The sequence below is a fragment of the Pseudonocardia sp. 2-7 genome (genome assembly GCF_056341085.1).
In genome coordinates, this window is record NZ_CP094507.1 from 5,154,452 (window position 1) to 5,170,028 (window position 15,577).

Consider the following 15,577-nt stretch of genomic DNA (forward strand, 5'->3'; position numbering starts at 1 on the left):
GACCAGTCCATCGAGGAGGCAGCCGTGTCGTTCACCGACAAAGTCAAGAACAAGGCCGAGAACGCCGTGGGCGTCGCCAAGGAGAAGACCGGCGCGGCCACCGGCGACCGGGAGCTCCAGGCCGAGGGCAAGGCCGAGCAGTCGAAGGCGTCGCTGAAGGACGCCGGCGAGAAGCTGAAGGACGCCGCGGGCAACGTGAAGGACGCGTTCGGCGGCTCGAAGGGCTGAGTCCGGCGACGGAGTGACGGGGGCGACCGGGACGCATGCCGGTCGCCCCCACCGGGAACGCGACGGAGGTACCGAGCCGGGTCCAGCGCCGTACCGGGCTCCTCCCCGCACGTCCACCGGAGGAACCATGAGCACCGTCAAGCTCGCCATCGTCTACTACTCCGCCACCGGCACCGTCGACGCGATGGCCCACCGGGCCGCGCAGGCCGGCGAGAAGGCCGGCGCCGAGGTGCGCCTGCGCCGCGTCGCCCGCGAGGCGACCACCGGCGAGCGCGAGGCCACCGACGCGCAGGCCGCGCACGCCGAGGCCGCCCCGGAGGTCACCGCCGCGACCGCCGACGACATCGTGTGGGCCGACGCGGTCCTGTTCGGCTCGCCCACCCGCTACGGCAACATCGCCGGACAGCTGAAGACCTTCATCGACTCGCTCGGCCCGCAGTGGGGCCAGGGCCTGCTCGCCGACAAGGTCTACGCCGGGTTCACCGCCAGCCAGACCCTGCACGGCGGCCAGGAGTCCACGCTGCTCGCGCTGTACAACACGATCCACCACTTCGGCGGGATCGTCGTCGCGCCCGGGTACACCGACCCGACCAAGTTCGTCGACGGCAACCCCTACGGCGCCTCGCACGTGACCGGGGCGGACAACAACGCCCCGCTCGGTGAGGCCGACAACGCGGCGCTGGACCACCTCGCGACCCGCGTGGTGACCGTCGCCGGGAAGCTCGCGGGCTGAGCCGGATCCGGCGACGCGACACCGTCCACCGCGCCACGCCGCGGGCTAGCCTCGGTGCATGTACTTCCGGATCACCCCCGGCGACGTCGAGCTCGTCGACCCGGATGACGTGCGGGCCTTCCATGTCGTCGCCCCCGCGGACCTGAGCGAGGACACGCTCGCCGACACCGTGCGCAGCACCGGGCTCGGCGAGGTCGCCGACGGCGGCGGGCACGTCCTGGTGCGCGTCGACGCGGTCCGCAGGCTGGCGGCGGGCCGGGTCGGCCCCGGCTGGGAGAACGACCTCGCGGGCATGCTCGGCCACGCCCGCGGCAAGGGCTGGCTCTCCGACGACGGCGGCTCGGTGCGCGCCCACGTCGAGCGCGGCTGAGACCGGGCTACGGCAGCAGCGCCCGGACCCCGTCGGGGTCCGGGCCGCCCGGCCCGATGACCACGACGGCGTCGTCGAAGCCCGCGTCGGCGTAGCGGGCCAGGTCGTCCCGCAGACGGCCGAGGTCGGCGCCCGCGGGCACCGGGAGGGCGTAGGCGACCGCGCGACCGCCGCCGCCCCCGGCCGCCCGGTAGCGGCCGAGGGCGTCCACCATCTCGTCCGGCGTGGTGCGGTGGCCGGAGGCGAGCCAGCCGTCGAAGGACCGGGCGGCCTTCTCGACGTTCGCGCCCCACGACCCCAGCAGCAGCGGCGGCCGGGCGGTGGGCGCGTCCGCGAGCCGGGCGTCGGCGTCCCCGCCGCGTTCCAGCAGCTCACGCAGCCGGACCACGTTCTCGTCGAAGGTCCGGAAACGGGTCCGGTGGTCCCGGTCCAGAGCGGCGTAGTCGTCGCGGGTCGAGCCGGGACTCACCCCGAGCGCGAGCCGGTCCCCGCAGACCGCCTGCAGCGACAGCATCCGGTGGGCCAGTTCGGCCGGGTGGTGCAGCGGGACCTGCACCGTGCCCGTCGACAGGCCGACGCCGTCGGTGGCCCCGGCCGCGACGGCCAGCGCGACGAACGGGTCGGGCACCAGCCGTCCACGGCCGATGATCTCCGGCGCCCACAGGTGCGCGAAACCGGCACCGGCGAGTCGCCGGGCCCACCCGGCGACCGGGTACGGCGGCGCGTCGGACAGGTGCGCGAGCGTCGCGCCCAGCCGCACCGCTACGCCCGCCGGTCCGCGGCGAACCGGGCGTACCAGCGCAGCGCGTCCGGGTCGTCGACCGAGGCGATGTTCGCGGCCTTCTCCAGCGGACGGCCCGCCATCAGCTTCTTGATCGGCACCTCCAGCCGCTTCCCGCTCAGCGTGTGCGGCACCGCGGGGGCCTCGACGATCTCGTCCGGGACGTGCCGCGGCGTCAGCCGGGACCGCAGGGTGGACACGATCGTGGCCCGCAGGTCGTCGTCGAGGGTGTGCCCCTCCGCGGGGACGACGAACAGGCCCAGCCAGTACTCGCCGTCGGGGAGGTCGACGCCGACGACCAGCGCCTCGTCGATCTCCTCCATCGTGTCGAGGACGTCGTAGAAGTCGCCGCTGCCCAGCCGGACGCCCTGCCGGTTGAGCGTGGAGTCCGAGCGGCCGTGGATGGAGACGCTGCCGTCGGCGTGCAGGGTCACCCAGTCCCCGTGCCGCCACACGCCGGGCCAGGTGTCGAAGTAGGAGTCGGTGTAGCGCTCGGCCTCCGGGTCGTTCCACAGGTGCACCGGCATCGACGGCATCGGCTGGAGGACCACCAGGTCGCCGACCTCGTCGACGACCGGATCGCCGTCGGAGTCCCAGGCGGCGCAGTCCACGCCCGCGAGCCGGCCGCCGATCCGCCCGGCCCGGACCGGGGAGTACTCGTTCGCCCCGACGAACGAGCCGGAGACGTCGGTGCCGCCGCTGGTCGAGTCGATCCGCATGTCCGGGCTGACGTGGGAGTACAGCCAGTCGTAGCCGGCGGGCGGCAGCGCCGAGCCGCTGACCATGACGTGCCGCAGCCGGGACAGGTCGTGCTCGGCGCGCGGGGACACCCCGGTGTTCGCCGTCGCGGTGACGACCGCCGCCCCCATCAGGACGACGTCGGCACCGGTCCGGGCGGCGACCTCCCAGACCGCGCCCGGCGGGTGGCCGGGGCTACCCTCGTAGAGCACGATGCTCGCGCCCTGGGTGAGCGCCCCGAGCTGCATGTTCCACAGTGCCCAGCCGGTGGAGGTGTAGGTGAACATGCGCTCGCCGGGCCGCAGGCCGCAGTACAGCCCGGACCACTTCAGGCCCTCGAGGGTGATGCCGCCGTGGCCGTGCACGAGGCCCTTCGGCAGGCCGGTGGTGCCGGAGGTGAACAGCACCCACAGCGGGTGCGAGAACTCGACCTGCGTGAACTCCGGCTCGGCGTCGACGGCGAGCAGCTCGTCCCACGGCGTCGTGCCCTCGGGGGCGGGCCGGTCGAACACGTAGGGGACGGCCACGACGTGGCGCACGGTCGGCAGCTCGGCCCGCAGCCGCACGACGACGTCGGCGCGGTCGACCTCCCGGCCGTTCCAGTGGTAGCCGTCGGCGACGACGAGCACGGTCGGTTCGAGCTGGGCGAGCCGGCCGATGGTGCCCTCGGCGCCGAAGTCCGGTGAGCAGCACGACCAGACCGCGCCGACCGCGGCCGCGGCCAGCAGCCCGATCACGGCGTGCTCGGTGTTGGGCAGGTAGGCGCAGACCCGGTCCCCGGGGCGCACCCCGGCCCGGCGCAGCCAGCCGGCGGCGGCCGCGACCGACCGGCGGAGCCCGCCGCGGGTGATCTCCCGGGCGGGCGCCCCGCCCTCCTGCACACACACCAGGGCGGTGTCGTCGTCGGCGCCGCGGCGCAGCGCGTGCTCGGCCCAGTTCAGCCGGGCCCCGGTGAACCACCGGGTGTGCGGCATGGCGTCCGCGGTGCGGACCTGCTCCCACGGCGTCGAGAACGCGACGTCGTAGTGGTCGACGACCGAGCGCCAGAACCGGTCGACGTCGGCGACCGACCACGCGTGCAGGGCGTCGTGATCGTCGAACGGGCGGCCCTCCCGCTCGGCCAGCCAGTCCAGGTAGGCGCGCAACGCGGACCGCTCGATGCGCTCCGCCGACGGGCTCCAGAGGACGTCGGTCATCGGTGTCTCCTCCGTGGGGGCGTCCCGCGCGTCGGCGGACCCACCCGGGAGGTGGACCCGCCGACGCGGTGCTGCGGTGCGGTGCCGCGGTCAGCCCACGGCGGAATCGCCGGGGGACACCCGGCTCGGGGTGCTCAGGAGGCGAGCACCTTCGGCATGATGTCGTTCTTGATCCGCTTGAGGTCGTCGAGCGTCTTCGACACCGGGACGTCGGCGAACGGCGGCCAGATCAGCGGCATGGTCATGCCCGCCTCCTTGTACGCCTTGAGCCGGTCGGTGAGCTGCTTCTCGGTGCCCACCAGCAGGTTCGACGCGACGCCGTTGACGGTCTGGTCGACCTCCTCGTCGGTGATGACCGTCCAGATCATCGAGCAGATCTCGAGGTCCTTGGCCCGCTTCGGGCTGCCGATCTCCTCGAACTGCTCGTCGATGGCGGTGATCCACTTGGCGAGGCCCTCGGGCGAGTCCTGGATGCCGATCCAGCCGTCGAGATCGTACTTGGTGATCCGGCGCGCCGAGCGCAGCGGGTCCTTGAGGCCGCTCATGAAGATCGGCGGGCGCGGGTCCTGCAGCGGCTTGTGCCCGAAGCCGCACGCCTCGAAGTCGGCGAACTCGCCGTGGAACTCGTAGTGGTCGGCGCTCTTGTCCCAGACGCCCTGCATGATCTCGATCGACTCGCGCACGTGCTTGTGGCGCTTCGGGAAGATGTGCGCGGCGCTCGCCGCGGCGAACTCCTCGGGCATCCAGCGAGCCCTCCGCGGGGGCGCCGCCGTACATGGACCTCGTGCGGCGGCCCGGCCGTGCCGGGCGCCCAGCGCTGCGGCGGCGGCCACCCGGACCGCAGCCCCACCCCGGAGGACCACCACGACGACGCCAGCCGCGACACCGCCTGCCAGCCGGAGCCGACGCCGACGTTCAGCCGGCCGCCGGAGAGGTGGTCGATGGTCGCCAGCTCCGCGGCGAGGACGCCGGGCGAGCGGAACGGCGTGTCGATGATGCTCATCCCGATGCGGACCTTGGTGGTCTTGGCGGCGAGCCACGGGATCAGCGGGTAGCCCTGGAACCACTTGCCGCGCGAGGACACCGGCAGGGCGTTCGGCAGCCCGTCCATCATGCCGAAGGAGTACTGCAGCTCCTGGCGGTCGGACTTCTCCGGGACGACGATGCGGTCGAGCGTCCAGACCGAGTCGAAGTCCAGGTCCTCGGCGAGCGCGGTGAGGTCATCCAGCTCCTTGACCGTGACGAGGTCGCGGAAGTTGGGGAGGTACAGAGCGAGCTTCATGTGATGCTGCCTCCTTGCGGCATGACAGTGTCGCTAACGGGAGAGTGTGACCCTGATCTCGTTCTTCAGAACTTTACCCACAGTCGAGCGCGGAAGATCGGTCCAGATCTCGATCTGCTTGGGCGTCTTCACGGAACCGATGCGCGCCTTGACGAACGCGGCCAGTTCGCCGGTGTCGATCTCGGCACCGGGCTGGGGCTGGACCACCGCGGTCACCCGTTCGCCCCACTTCTCGTCGGGCAGGCCGACCACCGCGCAGTCCCGGACGGCGTCGTGCGCCATCAGTGCCTGCTCCACCTCGGCGGAGTACACGTTGAAGCCGCCGGAGATGACCATGTCCTTGGCGCGGTCGACGATGTGCAGGAAGCCGTCGTCGTCGAGCAGGCCGATGTCGCCGGTGTGGTGCCAGCCGTGCGCGGACACCTCCGCGGTGGCCTCGGGGTTGCGGTGGTAGCCGGCCATCACCAGCGAGCCGCGGACGCAGATCTCGCCGCGCTCACCCCGCGGGACCGGGTTCCCCTGCTGGTCCAGGATCGCGACGGTGACCAGCGGCGACGGCCGCCCGGCCGAGGCCAGCCGTTCGGTGGCGACGCTCCCGTCGGCGCGACGGTGCTCGGCGGGCGACATCGTCGAGATCATCATGGGGGCCTCGGACTGGCCGAACAGCTGCGCCATCGGCCCGATCCGGTCCAGCGCCTCGGTCAGCCGGGCCACCGACATCGGGGCCGCGCCGTACCAGAAGCACTGCAGCGACGACAGGTCCGTCGCGTCGAGCGCCTCGTGGCCGAGCACCATGTAGATCAGCGTCGGCGGCAGGAACGTGTGCGTCACCCGGTGCGCCTCGATCAGCTCCAGGAACCGGCCGACGTCGGGCTTCGCCATGATCACGACCTCGCCGCCGCGGGCCATCACCGGGAAGCACAGGACGCCCGCGGCGTGGGTCAGCGGCGCCAGCGCGAGGTAGACCGGCCGCTCGTCGAACGGGTAGCTCATCAGCGTGATCGCCGACATCGTCTCGACGTTGCGGTCGGTCAGCAGCACGCCCTTGGGACGCCCGGTGGTGCCGCCGGTGCCGACCAGCGCCACGATCTCGTCGGGCGGTGCCGCCTCGGCGGACGGATCGTCGCGGGCGGCGTCGAGCCAGGCGTCGAAGGCCTCGGCCCGCCCGTCCGGGCCCGGGTCGCCGAGGCGCACCAGGGTGGTCAGCTGCGGGAGGTCCGGGGCGATCTCGGCGACCAGGCCGTCGAAGGAGGGCTGGTAGATCAGCGTGGTGCAGTCGAACAGGTCGAGCAGCTCGGCGGTCTCGCCCGCCGCGTTCCGCGGGTTGATCGGGCACCACACCGCGCCGGCGCGGGCGATGCCGAACACGCAGGAGAACGCGGTCGGGTCGTTCGCCGAGAGGATGCCGACCTTGTCCCCCGGCGCGACGCCGGAGCGGCGCAGCGCCCGCGCGACGGCGTGCGAGAGCTCGACGACGTCGCCGTAGGACAGCGTCGTGCCGTCGAGGGTCAGACAGGGGGCCGCGGGATCGAGGGAGGCGCCCTTGTCGAGGTAGAAGGTCAGCGACATCGCGGCTCCCCGGATCTGCACCGTTGCGGACAGCGACGACCGTGGCGGGAATCTGGACAGTTGTCAAGAATTCCTGCCCGACCGGGGTGGGGAACGCCGACGGCGGACGGCCCGGGAGTGGTCCCGGGCCGTCCGCCGTCGTGGTGCGGGGGGTGGTGCCTACGCCTGCCCGGTCAGTGCCCCGGCCAGCGGGCCCAGCGGCGGCGCCCACTCGCGGATCTCGGCGCGGGCCACGACGCCGGCCGTGGAGAACGGGTCCGCGTCGACGATCGCCTGCACGGCGGCCCGGTCCTCGACGCGGAAGATCAGCAGGCCGCCCGGGTCCTCACCCGGGGCCCAGGCGCCGGCGACGAGCATCGTCCCGTCCTCGGCGAAGGGGCGCAGGTAGTCACGGTGGGCCGGACGCGTGGCGTCCCGGAGCTCCGTGTCGTCGGTGTAGGTGTAGATCAGTGCGAAGGTCGTGGCCACACCGCGATCCTCTCACGCGACGACGCCGACGGGGCCACCGTCGGCGTCGCCGGCGGTCGTCACTTCGCCGCGAGGCGCTCCAGGCGACGGGTGGTGGGCCAGCGGACGTTCGTCGCCCAGCCCGCCTTCTCGAAACCGCGGATGACCACCGCGGAGATGTCGATCTGCCCCTTCTTCACACCGTGCCGGGCGCAGGTCGGGTCGGCGTGGTGCAGGTTGTGCCACGACTCGCCGCAGGACAGCAGGGCCAGCCACCAGACGTTGGCGGACCGGTCACGCGCCGCGAACGGGCGCTCGCCCCAGATGTGGCAGATCGAGTTGATCGACCAGGTGACGTGGTGCAGCACCGCGACGCGGACGAAGCCCGCCCAGAACAGCGCGGTCAGCGCACCCCACCAGGACATCGTGATGAGACCGCCGAGCAGTGCCGGGCCGAGCAGGCTCGCGACGACGATCAGCGGGAACGCCTTGTCGACGCGGGCGATGTCGCGGTCGGTGAGAAGGTCCGGGGCGAACCGCTTCATGTTGGTCAGGTCGCGCTGGAACAGCCAGCCCAGGTGGGCGTGCCAGAAGCCCTTGACCAGGGCCATCGGGCCGGTGCCGTAGAGCCACGGCGAGTGCGGGTCGCCCTCCTTGTCGGAGAACGCGTGGTGCCGGCGGTGGTCACCGACCCAGTCGAGCACGCTGCCCTGCAGCGACAGGCTGCCCGCGATCGCCAGCGCGATCCGCAGCGGGCGCTTCGCCTTGAACGCGCCGTGGGTGAAGTACCGGTGGAACCCGACCGTGACGCCGAGGCAGCTCACGTAGTAGAGGACGAACGCCAGCACGACGTCGGTCCAGCCGAGGAAGCCCACGCTCCAGGCGAGCGGGACGGCCGCGAGCAGCGCCAGGGTCGGCAGGACGACGAACAGCCCCACCAGGAACATCTCTCCCGGCGGGCGCTTCCCGTCCAGGACGGGTGGGGGCCCGCTCCTCGTGGGGGCGGGGGCCGCGTCGACTGTTGTCATGGGTCCACTACATCGTGTGACGGATGTCGGCACAGCCCTGCTGACCCCCCTGTGTGGGAGGGGGTATCTCCTCGGCTGGGCCGTTCGCTCGATCCCGTACCCCGTGAGCAGAACCTGCGACGACGACATGACCGTCCGCTCCCGGTCGACAGCTCACCGGGGATCTCGCGATCGGGCGGGTGGTGCGTGCCTCTCGCCGGATGGCGTACGTCACCGCGATCCTCAGGGTTCAGTGAAGACGTCGTCGATGAGCACGGTGACCTGAACGGGTTCGAGGTCCGTGAGGTGGCGGACCGTGGCGACCACGGCGCGGCGGACGTCGTCGGCGAGCTGGTGCAGCGGGCGCCCGAAGTCCGCGGCGAGGGTGATCTCCAGGGCCGTGCTCGCCCCGGCGACGCCTGCGGTGATCTCCGAGTCCGAGTCGCGGTGGCCGGACAGGTCACGGCTCAGGGCGACGCGGACACCGGGAACACCTTCTGCGGAGTGCCGCGCGGCGGCGACGACCACCCGCGCGGCGACGCGGGTGACCCCGTCGGCGGTACGGACGGTGGCGTAGTCGCTGTCAACGATCGCGCTGCGGATGCGCGCGAGCGCCTCCTCCATCGGCCCCTCGGGCGCGATCACCTGCTCGGCGGCCAGGTCGCGCAGGGGTGACAGGAGCCTGTCGTACTCCGCGAGGGCCGCCTGGCAGTGCACGCATCCCTGCTGGTGCACGTCACGGTCGGCACCGCGGCCGTCGGCGACCTGGGTGAGCAGCACGTCGACCGACGTGCCGCAGGGGAGGGTGTCCCGGTCCCGACGGTCGGTGTGGTCGGGCTGGTCGTGCTCGGTCATGCCCACTCCCGCATGGTGTCGGCGAGCCGGCGGCGGGCTCGGTACAGACGGCCGCGCAAGGTCGGTTCGGAGACACCGAGGATGGCGGCGGCCTCGTCGTAGCCCAGCTGCTCGATGTCCACCAGTACGACGGGGGCCCGCTGCTCGGGTGGCAGGTCGGTGACCGCCGCCAGCATCGCCGAGAGCTTGTTCCGGGCCATCACCTGGACGTCGGCGCCCGGCGAACTGACGATGTCGGGGTCGGTCAGGGGTGTGTCGTCACGGCGACGCCTGATCGTGCCCAGACAACGGTTCACCACGATGCGGTAGAGCCACGTGGTGAACAGGCTCGTGCCCGCGAACCCGGCCAGCGCCGTCCACAGCTGGATGACGACCTCCTGGGCCACGTCCTCGGCCTCGTCGGGTTTGCCGAGCATGCGCAGGGCGATCCGGTAGATGCGGTCGCGGTGGCGCCGCACGAGCGCCTCGTAGGCGTCGAGCGAACCCTCCTGGGCCTTGCCGACGAGCCAGTCGTCGGCCTGGTGGTCGAGCCGCTCGGGACGGGCCCCACGCCGCGCCGGGACCGGGCCGGGCCGGCTGTCGTCGTGCGCCACGTGGGTCCGCACCTCCGGCTGGACGGTCGACGTCGACCTGTCGGGCTCGGGAACTCGTTGTTGCGGTGCCGAGAACGCCGACGCCCCCGAGCCGGCGACAGGGGCGACGGACATGGGGACGATCGTTGCCTACACACGGACATCCCGCCCGGCGGAGCACTGCGCTCAGGCGGGCACCGGGCGGGTCACCGGTAGTCCTCGACGGTCACGGTGATCCCCGCGTCGGGGATGACCCCGCGGACGGCGGCCCTGACCTGGTCGGCGATCTCGGCGATCGGATGGGGGTGGCGACCGACGACGTGGACCTCGACATGCGTGGAGCGTCGGGCGTCCCCGCCCGTCCGCCCGGCGTTCCCCGGGTCGACGCCGAGGCGGACACCCACGACTCGCCGTCCCGGCAGATGGGTGGCCACGGTACCGAAGGGCCCGCCGTGGAGATCGACGACGCCCGGACAGCCCCGTACCGCGTCGGCGAGTGGGACGCTGAGGTGGTCAGGATGTTCTGGTCAGGGGTCGGTCGTGTGCCCTCTCCTCTCTCGTCGTCGCGAGCCGTCCAGGTCGTGTGGGGGGTGGGCGCCCGGTCGGGCGCGTCCGGCTCCGTGCCGGGTGCGATCGCCTGCGTGACGTCGTCGGCGAGATGCAGCACGCGCTCGACGCCGCTGACCACGACGAGACGTTCGAGTGCACGGTTCCCGGACACGACCACGCGCATGTCGATCCCGTGGGCACGAGCGAGCCGGTGGGTGCGCACCAGCAGGTCCACACCATGGGAGTCCAGGTAGCCCACCGCGGTCAGGTCCACGCACAACCGGGTCAGAGCCGGGTCCGGTACGAGCGCGATGACCGTGCGCCGCAGCTCCGGTACGCGTGCGGCGTCGACCTCGCCGACGATCCGCAGCACCACGATGCCCGGGCCCGGCCTGTCCACGAGCACGTCGGCGGCATGATGCCCGCTCATCCGGTCCTCCTCGACCTCGTCGTCGGTGATCGGGTGGTGCCCGGTCCGCCGGGTGGGCCGACCGCGGCCGGGCGCATCGCCCGCAGATCCACCACGAGCTCGACGCGGACGAGCGGTGGCCGGTCGGTGCGGCGCCGCGGCGAGCACCTGCAGCCCTCGATCACGACGACGATCTCGGCCGCCCGTCCGGCGGAGGCAACGGATGCACGGACCAGGGCGGCGATCCCGTCGGGCGCGCATGCCGCCCGTCCGACGGCCGGGGAAGGTGGCCGTCGACCTCGCCGCAGGGCCCGGGTGCCGATTCCCTCCGGCAGCGCGCAGCTCAGCGCCCGGGGCGCGGCCGGAGCGAGTGCCGGCCCGGTGTGGACCTCACGCGATGCGGGCCGCTCCGCCGCCGAGGGTGTACACGCCGCGGACCTCGCGGGCGGCCGGACCTGCGATCTCGGCGACGACTGCCTCGGCGATCCGGGTACTGCCCCGGCCGGAGGACAGCGCGCCCGACGCGGCCGGGCTCGGGGTCGTCGCCGTGGGGGTGTTCGGGGTGGTCATGTCCGGTCTCCCTTCGTGCTGCGGGCCCGGCCGCCTGGTGTGCCGGGGTCTCTGCGGCGGACGGGGCCGCCGTTGCCGGAAGGTCTCGTTCCGTTCCACAGCCGTGGGACACGATCGGGACAGGATCCTCACGCGGCGGTGCTGTGATGTGATGTGAGCCATCGCCGAGCGGTCGGTCCTCGTGACCGGGGGAGACCGGTGCCGGCGAGAGTGGAGGGTCGTCCTGCCATCCGGCGTCTCGCGAATCGTCCGTAGCCCTGCGTCACGCTGTCGGCCGGCCGGCACGGCCTCGACCACGGGGAGCCGTGCGAGCGGTCCCGCCGGAGACGTTCCGGAGCGGACCGCTGATCGGACGTGGAGCCGGAGGTCGGGATCGAACCGACGACCTACCGCTTACAAGGCGGTTGCTCTACCACTGAGCTACACCGGCGGGCAGGCCCCAGCCTAACCCGCCCCTCCGTCGCAACCGCTCACCCCGCCCGGCCGTCGGACGGTGTGAGGTAGGCCGACGCCCCGACGCGGGTCGGCGGCCCGCCCCTAGCCTGGTGGGCGACGCCAGACCCGCACGACGGAATGGAGGGATCGTGGCCGAGGAGACGCCGCCGGCCGACCGGTTCGCACGGCGACTGCGCGGCGCGCTGCGGCGTGACGCGAAACGGCTGCTCACCCCGGGTCCGTCGACGGTGCCGATGCTCATGCTCGGCCCGCAGGTCCCCGACGACGCCCGTGTGCAGGAGGTCCTGGACCTCTGCATGCGGATCGGTGAGATCGAGCTGTCCTCCGGCGAGTCGGTCGACGAGGTCACGGCGACGATGCTGCGGCTGGCCAACCTGGCGGGTCTGCCCGCCGTCGACGTGGACATCACGTTCACCTCGATCACCATGTGCTGCCACCGGGGCAACGCCGCGCAGCCGGTGACAACGATGCGGCTGGTCCGCTACCGCACGCTCGACCTGTCCCGCCTCGCCGAGACCGAGGAGATCATCCGCGACGTCGAGGCGGGCCGGCTCGACGTGCGTGCGGCGTCGTCGAAGGTGTCGGAGGTCGTGCGGCACCCGCACCCCTACCCCCGCTGGGTGGCGACGTTCGGCTGGGCCGCGCTGGCCGCGTCGATCGCCCTGCTGCTCGGTGGCGGCCCGCTGACCGCGACGACGGCGTTCGTCACCACCGCGATCATCGACCGGATCGGCCGGGTACTGGCCCGGCGCGGGGTCGCAGCGTTCTTCCAGCAGGTGGTCGGTGGCTTCCTCGTCACCGCCTCGACGGTCGCCCTGGTGCAGCTGGAGGTGTTCCCGCCGGGCACCCGGGCGTCCTACATCGTCGCCGCGGGCATCACGGTGCTGCTGTCCGGGCTGAGCGTGGTCTCCACCGTGCAGGACGCCCTGACCGGCTACTACCTGACCGCGGCCGCCCGCATGGTCGAGATCTCACTGCTGTCGGCGGGGTTGCTGACCGGCGTCGTGCTCGGCCTGCAGCTGGGGCTCGCAATGGGGACCCAGATCGAGGTGTCCGGGGACCTGCCGTCGGGACCGGGCCAGTTCGGGCTCTCGCTGGTCGCCGGTGCGCTGGCGGCGGCGTTCTACGCGCTCGCCGGGTACGCACCGTTGCGGTCGTTGCCGATCGCCGGCGCGGTCGGCGCGTCGAGCTGGCTGGTCTACGGCCTGCTCACGCAGAACGCCGGGCTCGGCCAGGTACCCGCGACCGGTGCCGCGGCCCTGGTCGTCGGGCTCGCGGCGGGCCTGCTGCGGCGCGGCACACAGACCCCGCCGATGGTCGTCACCCTCGCCGGGGTCACCCCGCTGCTGCCCGGTCTGGCCGCCTACCGCGGCTTCTACCAGCTGGCGATCGAGGGGCCGTCCGAGGGATTGGTGACGATCACGATCGCGCTGGCCGTCGGTCTGGCGCTGGCCGCGGGCGTCGCCCTGGGGCAGTTCGTGGCCAGCCCGCGCCGCCGTCCCGAGGACCGGCCCGGCGGGGCCGAGAGCTCCCCCACCGGCGCCGCGGCCGTCGGCTCCCCGGTGCCCGACACCACGGCCGGCGGGGCCGATCCGAAGTAGGGTCGCCACGGGGCGAGCGTCGAGGAGGGCATGTGTCCACAGGGGAACCGGTGACCGCAGCGGATCTGGTGGTGGTGGCCAACAGGCTCCCCGTGGACCTGGAGCGGCATCCGGACGGCAGCACCACCTGGCGTCGCAGCCCGGGTGGCCTGGTCACGGCGTTGGAGCCGACCCTGCGGGCCCGGGAGGGTGCCTGGGTCGGCTGGCCCGGCGTCCCCGACGCCGAGGTCGAGCCCTTCGCCGAGGACGGCCTGTCGCTCTTCCCGGTGATGCTGACCGCGCAGGAGGTCACCGACTACTACGAGGGCTTCTCCAACGGCACGCTCTGGCCGCTCTACCACGACGTCGTCGCGCCACCGCAGTTCCACCGGCACTGGTGGCGCGCCTACACCGCGGTGAACCAGCGCTTCGCCGAGGAGGTCGCGAAGGTCGCCGCCCAGGGCGCGACGGTCTGGGTGCAGGACTACCAGCTCCAGCTCGTCCCGGGGAAGCTGCGCGAGCTGCGCCCGGACCTGCGGATCGGCTTCTTCCTGCACATCCCGTTCCCGCCGGTCGAGCTGTTCCGCCAGCTCCCGTGGCGGACCCGGATCATGGAGGGCCTGCTCGGCGCGGACCTCGTCGGTTTCCACACCGACGGCGGCGTCCGCAACTTCCACTGGCTCGCCCAGGAGCTCGCCGGGGCCTCCACCGACCGCGACCCGGAGGTGCTCCACCACGGCGGACGGCGGATCCGGCTCGGCGCGTTCCCGATCTCGATCGACTCGCACCGGCTCGACGAGCTGGCCCGGACCCCCGAGGTCGAGAAGCGTGCCGCCGAGATCCGGACGGAGCTCGGCAGCCCGGAGAAGATCGTGCTGGGTGTCGACCGGCTCGACTACACCAAGGGCATCGACGTCCGGCTCCGCGCGTTCCACGAGCTCCTCGAGGAGGAGCGGGTGTCCGTCGACGACGCGGTGATGATCCAGCTGGCGACGCCGTCGCGGGAGCGGGTCGAGCACTACCAGCAGATGCGCGCCGACATCGAGCAGGCCGTCGGCCGGATCAACGGCGAGTTCGCCCGCGTCGGGCACCCGGCGGTGCACTACCTGCACCGGTCGCTGCCGCGCGAGGAGCTCGCCGCGTTCTTCCTCGCCGCCGACGTCATGCTCGTGACCCCGCTGCGCGACGGCATGAACCTCGTCGCCAAGGAGTACGTCGCCTGCCGCCCCGACGACGGCGGCTGTCTCGTGCTGTCCGAGTTCGCCGGTGCCGCGATCGAGCTGACCAGCGCCCTGCTGGTCAACCCGCACGACACCGACGGCGTCAAGGAGGCGCTCTACGCGGCGCTGACCATGAACGCCGAGGAGGGGCGCAAGCGGATGCGCACGCTGCGCCGCCAGGTCCTCGACCACGACGTCGACCGCTGGGCCACCGGGTTCCTGGAGGCGCTCGGCATCCGGGTCGAGCAGTGAGCCCCGACGCCGTCCTGGATCAGCTCGCCGGCGTGGGGCGGCTGCTCGTCGCCCTCGACTTCGACGGCGTGCTGGCCCCGCTGGTCGACGACCCGTCGGCGTCACGGCCGCTGCCCGCCTCGGCCGACGCCGTCCGGCGCCTCGCGGCGCACGACGCGACGACCGTCGTGATGCTGTCCGGCCGGGGCCGCGACGACCTCGCAACCGTCTCCGGGTTCGTCCCGCCGGTCGGGCTGGTGGGCAGCCACGGCGCCGAGTACGACGACGGGCTCGCCGCCCTGCTCGGGCGCGGCGGCCTGCTGACGCCCGAGCAGGAGCGCCGGCGGACCGCGCTGCTCGACGGCCTGCGCACCCTGGTCGACGGGACCCCCGGGGCGCGGCTGGAGACCAAGCCCGCGGGCGGAGCGGTGCACGTGCGCGGCATGGACCCGGCCGCCGGGGCGGCACTGCTGGAGCGGGTCCACGCCGAGTGGGCCGGTGACGGCGTCGACGCCGTCGCGGGCAAGGACGTGCTGGACCTGGCCGTCGTCGAGACCACCAAGGGCTCCGCGGTGGAGGCGCTGCGGTCGGCCCTGCACGCGGACGCGGTGCTGTTCGCCGGGGACGACGTCACCGACGAGACCGCGTTCCGGGTGCTGGGCGACGGCGACGTCGGCATCAAGGTCGGCGACGGCGCCACCGCTGCCCGCTTCCGGGTCGCCGACCCGCAGGAGATGGCCGGGGTCCTGGAGCGGCTGGCCGCGCTGCGCTGCGGGTCCTGACC

The 15,577-nt window shown here is 73.1% G+C and carries 16 protein-coding genes, 1 tRNA gene and 2 pseudogenes; 6 read left to right on the top strand and 13 right to left on the bottom strand.

The features are described from left to right. Positions 1–24 precede the first annotated feature (24 nt). The 3 genes from MTO91_RS24865 to MTO91_RS24875 all read left to right on the top strand — a co-directional run bounded on the left by MTO91_RS24865 (position 25) and on the right by MTO91_RS24875 (position 1,331). Complete coding sequence (locus tag MTO91_RS24865; RefSeq protein ID WP_476652973.1) at positions 25–228, top strand: CsbD family protein; 204 nt, start codon at positions 25–27, stop codon at positions 226–228. 127 nt (positions 229–355) lie between these two features. Continuing rightward, a complete protein-coding gene (locus tag MTO91_RS24870; RefSeq protein ID WP_476652974.1) occupies positions 356–961 on the top strand; it encodes an NAD(P)H-dependent oxidoreductase in 606 nt (201 codons plus the stop codon). A gap of 58 nt (positions 962–1,019) precedes the next feature. Beyond that, positions 1,020–1,331, top strand: coding sequence for a hypothetical protein (locus MTO91_RS24875; protein WP_476652976.1), 312 nt, complete (start codon positions 1,020–1,022; stop codon positions 1,329–1,331). 7 nt (positions 1,332–1,338) lie between these two features. Here the strand turns inward: MTO91_RS24875 and MTO91_RS24880 are convergent, their stop codons facing one another. The 13 genes and pseudogenes from MTO91_RS24880 to MTO91_RS24940 all read right to left on the bottom strand — a co-directional run bounded on the left by MTO91_RS24880 (position 1,339) and on the right by MTO91_RS24940 (position 11,736). Beyond that, positions 1,339–2,091, bottom strand: coding sequence for an LLM class flavin-dependent oxidoreductase (locus MTO91_RS24880; protein ID WP_405421358.1), 753 nt, complete (start codon positions 2,089–2,091; stop codon positions 1,339–1,341). A 2-nt stretch (positions 2,092–2,093) separates the two neighbouring features. Next, complete coding sequence (locus MTO91_RS24885) at positions 2,094–4,046, bottom strand: acetoacetate--CoA ligase (RefSeq protein ID WP_476652978.1); 1,953 nt, start codon at positions 4,044–4,046, stop codon at positions 2,094–2,096. 134 nt (positions 4,047–4,180) lie between these two features. Beyond that, positions 4,181–4,690 (bottom strand): annotated as a pseudogene (locus MTO91_RS24890) (LLM class flavin-dependent oxidoreductase); the annotation flags it as partial. Continuing rightward, positions 4,588–5,328 carry an LLM class flavin-dependent oxidoreductase gene (locus MTO91_RS24895; RefSeq protein ID WP_476652979.1) on the bottom strand — a complete coding sequence of 247 codons (741 nt, stop codon included), beginning with the start codon at positions 5,326–5,328 and terminating at the stop codon, positions 4,588–4,590. The gene MTO91_RS24895 and the pseudogene MTO91_RS24890, both read right to left, overlap by 103 nt. A 33-nt stretch (positions 5,329–5,361) precedes the next feature. Beyond that, positions 5,362–6,897, bottom strand: a complete 1,536-nt coding sequence (locus MTO91_RS24900; RefSeq protein ID WP_476652980.1) for an acyl-CoA synthetase — start codon at positions 6,895–6,897, stop codon at positions 5,362–5,364. Between the two features lie 159 nt (positions 6,898–7,056). Next, positions 7,057–7,365: a YciI family protein gene (locus MTO91_RS24905; protein ID WP_251787381.1), complete on the bottom strand. Its 309-nt coding sequence runs from the start codon at positions 7,363–7,365 to the stop codon at positions 7,057–7,059. A gap of 59 nt (positions 7,366–7,424) precedes the next feature. After that, positions 7,425–8,372, bottom strand: coding sequence for an acyl-CoA desaturase (locus tag MTO91_RS24910; protein WP_405421352.1), 948 nt, complete (start codon positions 8,370–8,372; stop codon positions 7,425–7,427). 222 nt (positions 8,373–8,594) lie between these two features. Then, a complete protein-coding gene (locus tag MTO91_RS24915; protein ID WP_476652981.1) occupies positions 8,595–9,206 on the bottom strand; it encodes an Asp23/Gls24 family envelope stress response protein in 612 nt (203 codons plus the stop codon). After that, on the bottom strand, positions 9,203–9,799 hold the full coding sequence (locus MTO91_RS24920) for an RNA polymerase sigma factor (protein ID WP_405421348.1): 597 nt from the start codon (positions 9,797–9,799) through the stop codon (positions 9,203–9,205). The genes MTO91_RS24915 and MTO91_RS24920 overlap by 4 nt, the downstream gene beginning before the upstream one ends. Positions 9,800–9,984: 185 nt before the next feature. Beyond that, positions 9,985–10,182, bottom strand: coding sequence for a hypothetical protein (locus MTO91_RS24925; RefSeq protein ID WP_405421917.1), 198 nt, complete (start codon positions 10,180–10,182; stop codon positions 9,985–9,987). A 242-nt stretch (positions 10,183–10,424) separates the two neighbouring features. Then, positions 10,425–10,997, bottom strand: a pseudogene (locus MTO91_RS24930) (STAS domain-containing protein); the annotation flags it as partial. 129 nt (positions 10,998–11,126) lie between these two features. Next, complete coding sequence (locus tag MTO91_RS24935) at positions 11,127–11,306, bottom strand: Asp23/Gls24 family envelope stress response protein (protein WP_405421346.1); 180 nt, start codon at positions 11,304–11,306, stop codon at positions 11,127–11,129. Between the two features lie 355 nt (positions 11,307–11,661). Next, positions 11,662–11,736, bottom strand: a tRNA-Thr gene (locus tag MTO91_RS24940). Positions 11,737–11,890: 154 nt separating this feature from the next. Between MTO91_RS24940 and MTO91_RS24945 the strand changes: the two genes are divergently transcribed. From MTO91_RS24945 to otsB, 3 genes are read left to right on the top strand one after another with little or no spacing between them, the layout of a single operon-like run. Further along, positions 11,891–13,363: a threonine/serine exporter family protein gene (locus MTO91_RS24945; RefSeq protein ID WP_476652983.1), complete on the top strand. Its 1,473-nt coding sequence runs from the start codon at positions 11,891–11,893 to the stop codon at positions 13,361–13,363. 32 nt (positions 13,364–13,395) lie between these two features. Continuing rightward, on the top strand, positions 13,396–14,814 hold the full coding sequence (locus MTO91_RS24950) for an alpha,alpha-trehalose-phosphate synthase (UDP-forming) (protein ID WP_100878896.1): 1,419 nt from the start codon (positions 13,396–13,398) through the stop codon (positions 14,812–14,814). Beyond that, the gene (otsB, locus tag MTO91_RS24955) at positions 14,811–15,575 is read left to right on the top strand and encodes a trehalose-phosphatase (protein WP_405421239.1); all 765 of its coding nucleotides are present in this window, start codon (positions 14,811–14,813) and stop codon (positions 15,573–15,575) included. The genes MTO91_RS24950 and otsB overlap by 4 nt, the downstream gene beginning before the upstream one ends. Positions 15,576–15,577: the final 2 nt, after the last annotated feature.

Excerpts from the sequence above, each read along its gene's own strand:
- MTO91_RS24870 (WP_476652974.1), top strand. The coding sequence starts at position 356 with ATGAGCACCGTCAAGCTCGCCATCGTCTACTACTCCGCCACCGGCACC.
- MTO91_RS24875 (WP_476652976.1), top strand. The coding sequence starts at position 1,020 with ATGTACTTCCGGATCACCCCCGGCGACGTCGAGCTCGTCGACCCGGAT.
- MTO91_RS24885 (WP_476652978.1), bottom strand. The coding sequence starts at position 4,046 with ATGACCGACGTCCTCTGGAGCCCGTCGGCGGAGCGCATCGAGCGGTCC.
- MTO91_RS24895 (WP_476652979.1), bottom strand. The coding sequence starts at position 5,328 with ATGAAGCTCGCTCTGTACCTCCCCAACTTCCGCGACCTCGTCACGGTC.
- MTO91_RS24900 (WP_476652980.1), bottom strand. The coding sequence starts at position 6,897 with ATGTCGCTGACCTTCTACCTCGACAAGGGCGCCTCCCTCGATCCCGCG.
- MTO91_RS24910 (WP_405421352.1), bottom strand. The coding sequence starts at position 8,372 with ATGACAACAGTCGACGCGGCCCCCGCCCCCACGAGGAGCGGGCCCCCA.
- MTO91_RS24915 (WP_476652981.1), bottom strand. The coding sequence starts at position 9,206 with ATGACCGAGCACGACCAGCCCGACCACACCGACCGTCGGGACCGGGAC.
- MTO91_RS24935 (WP_405421346.1), bottom strand. The coding sequence starts at position 11,306 with ATGACCACCCCGAACACCCCCACGGCGACGACCCCGAGCCCGGCCGCG.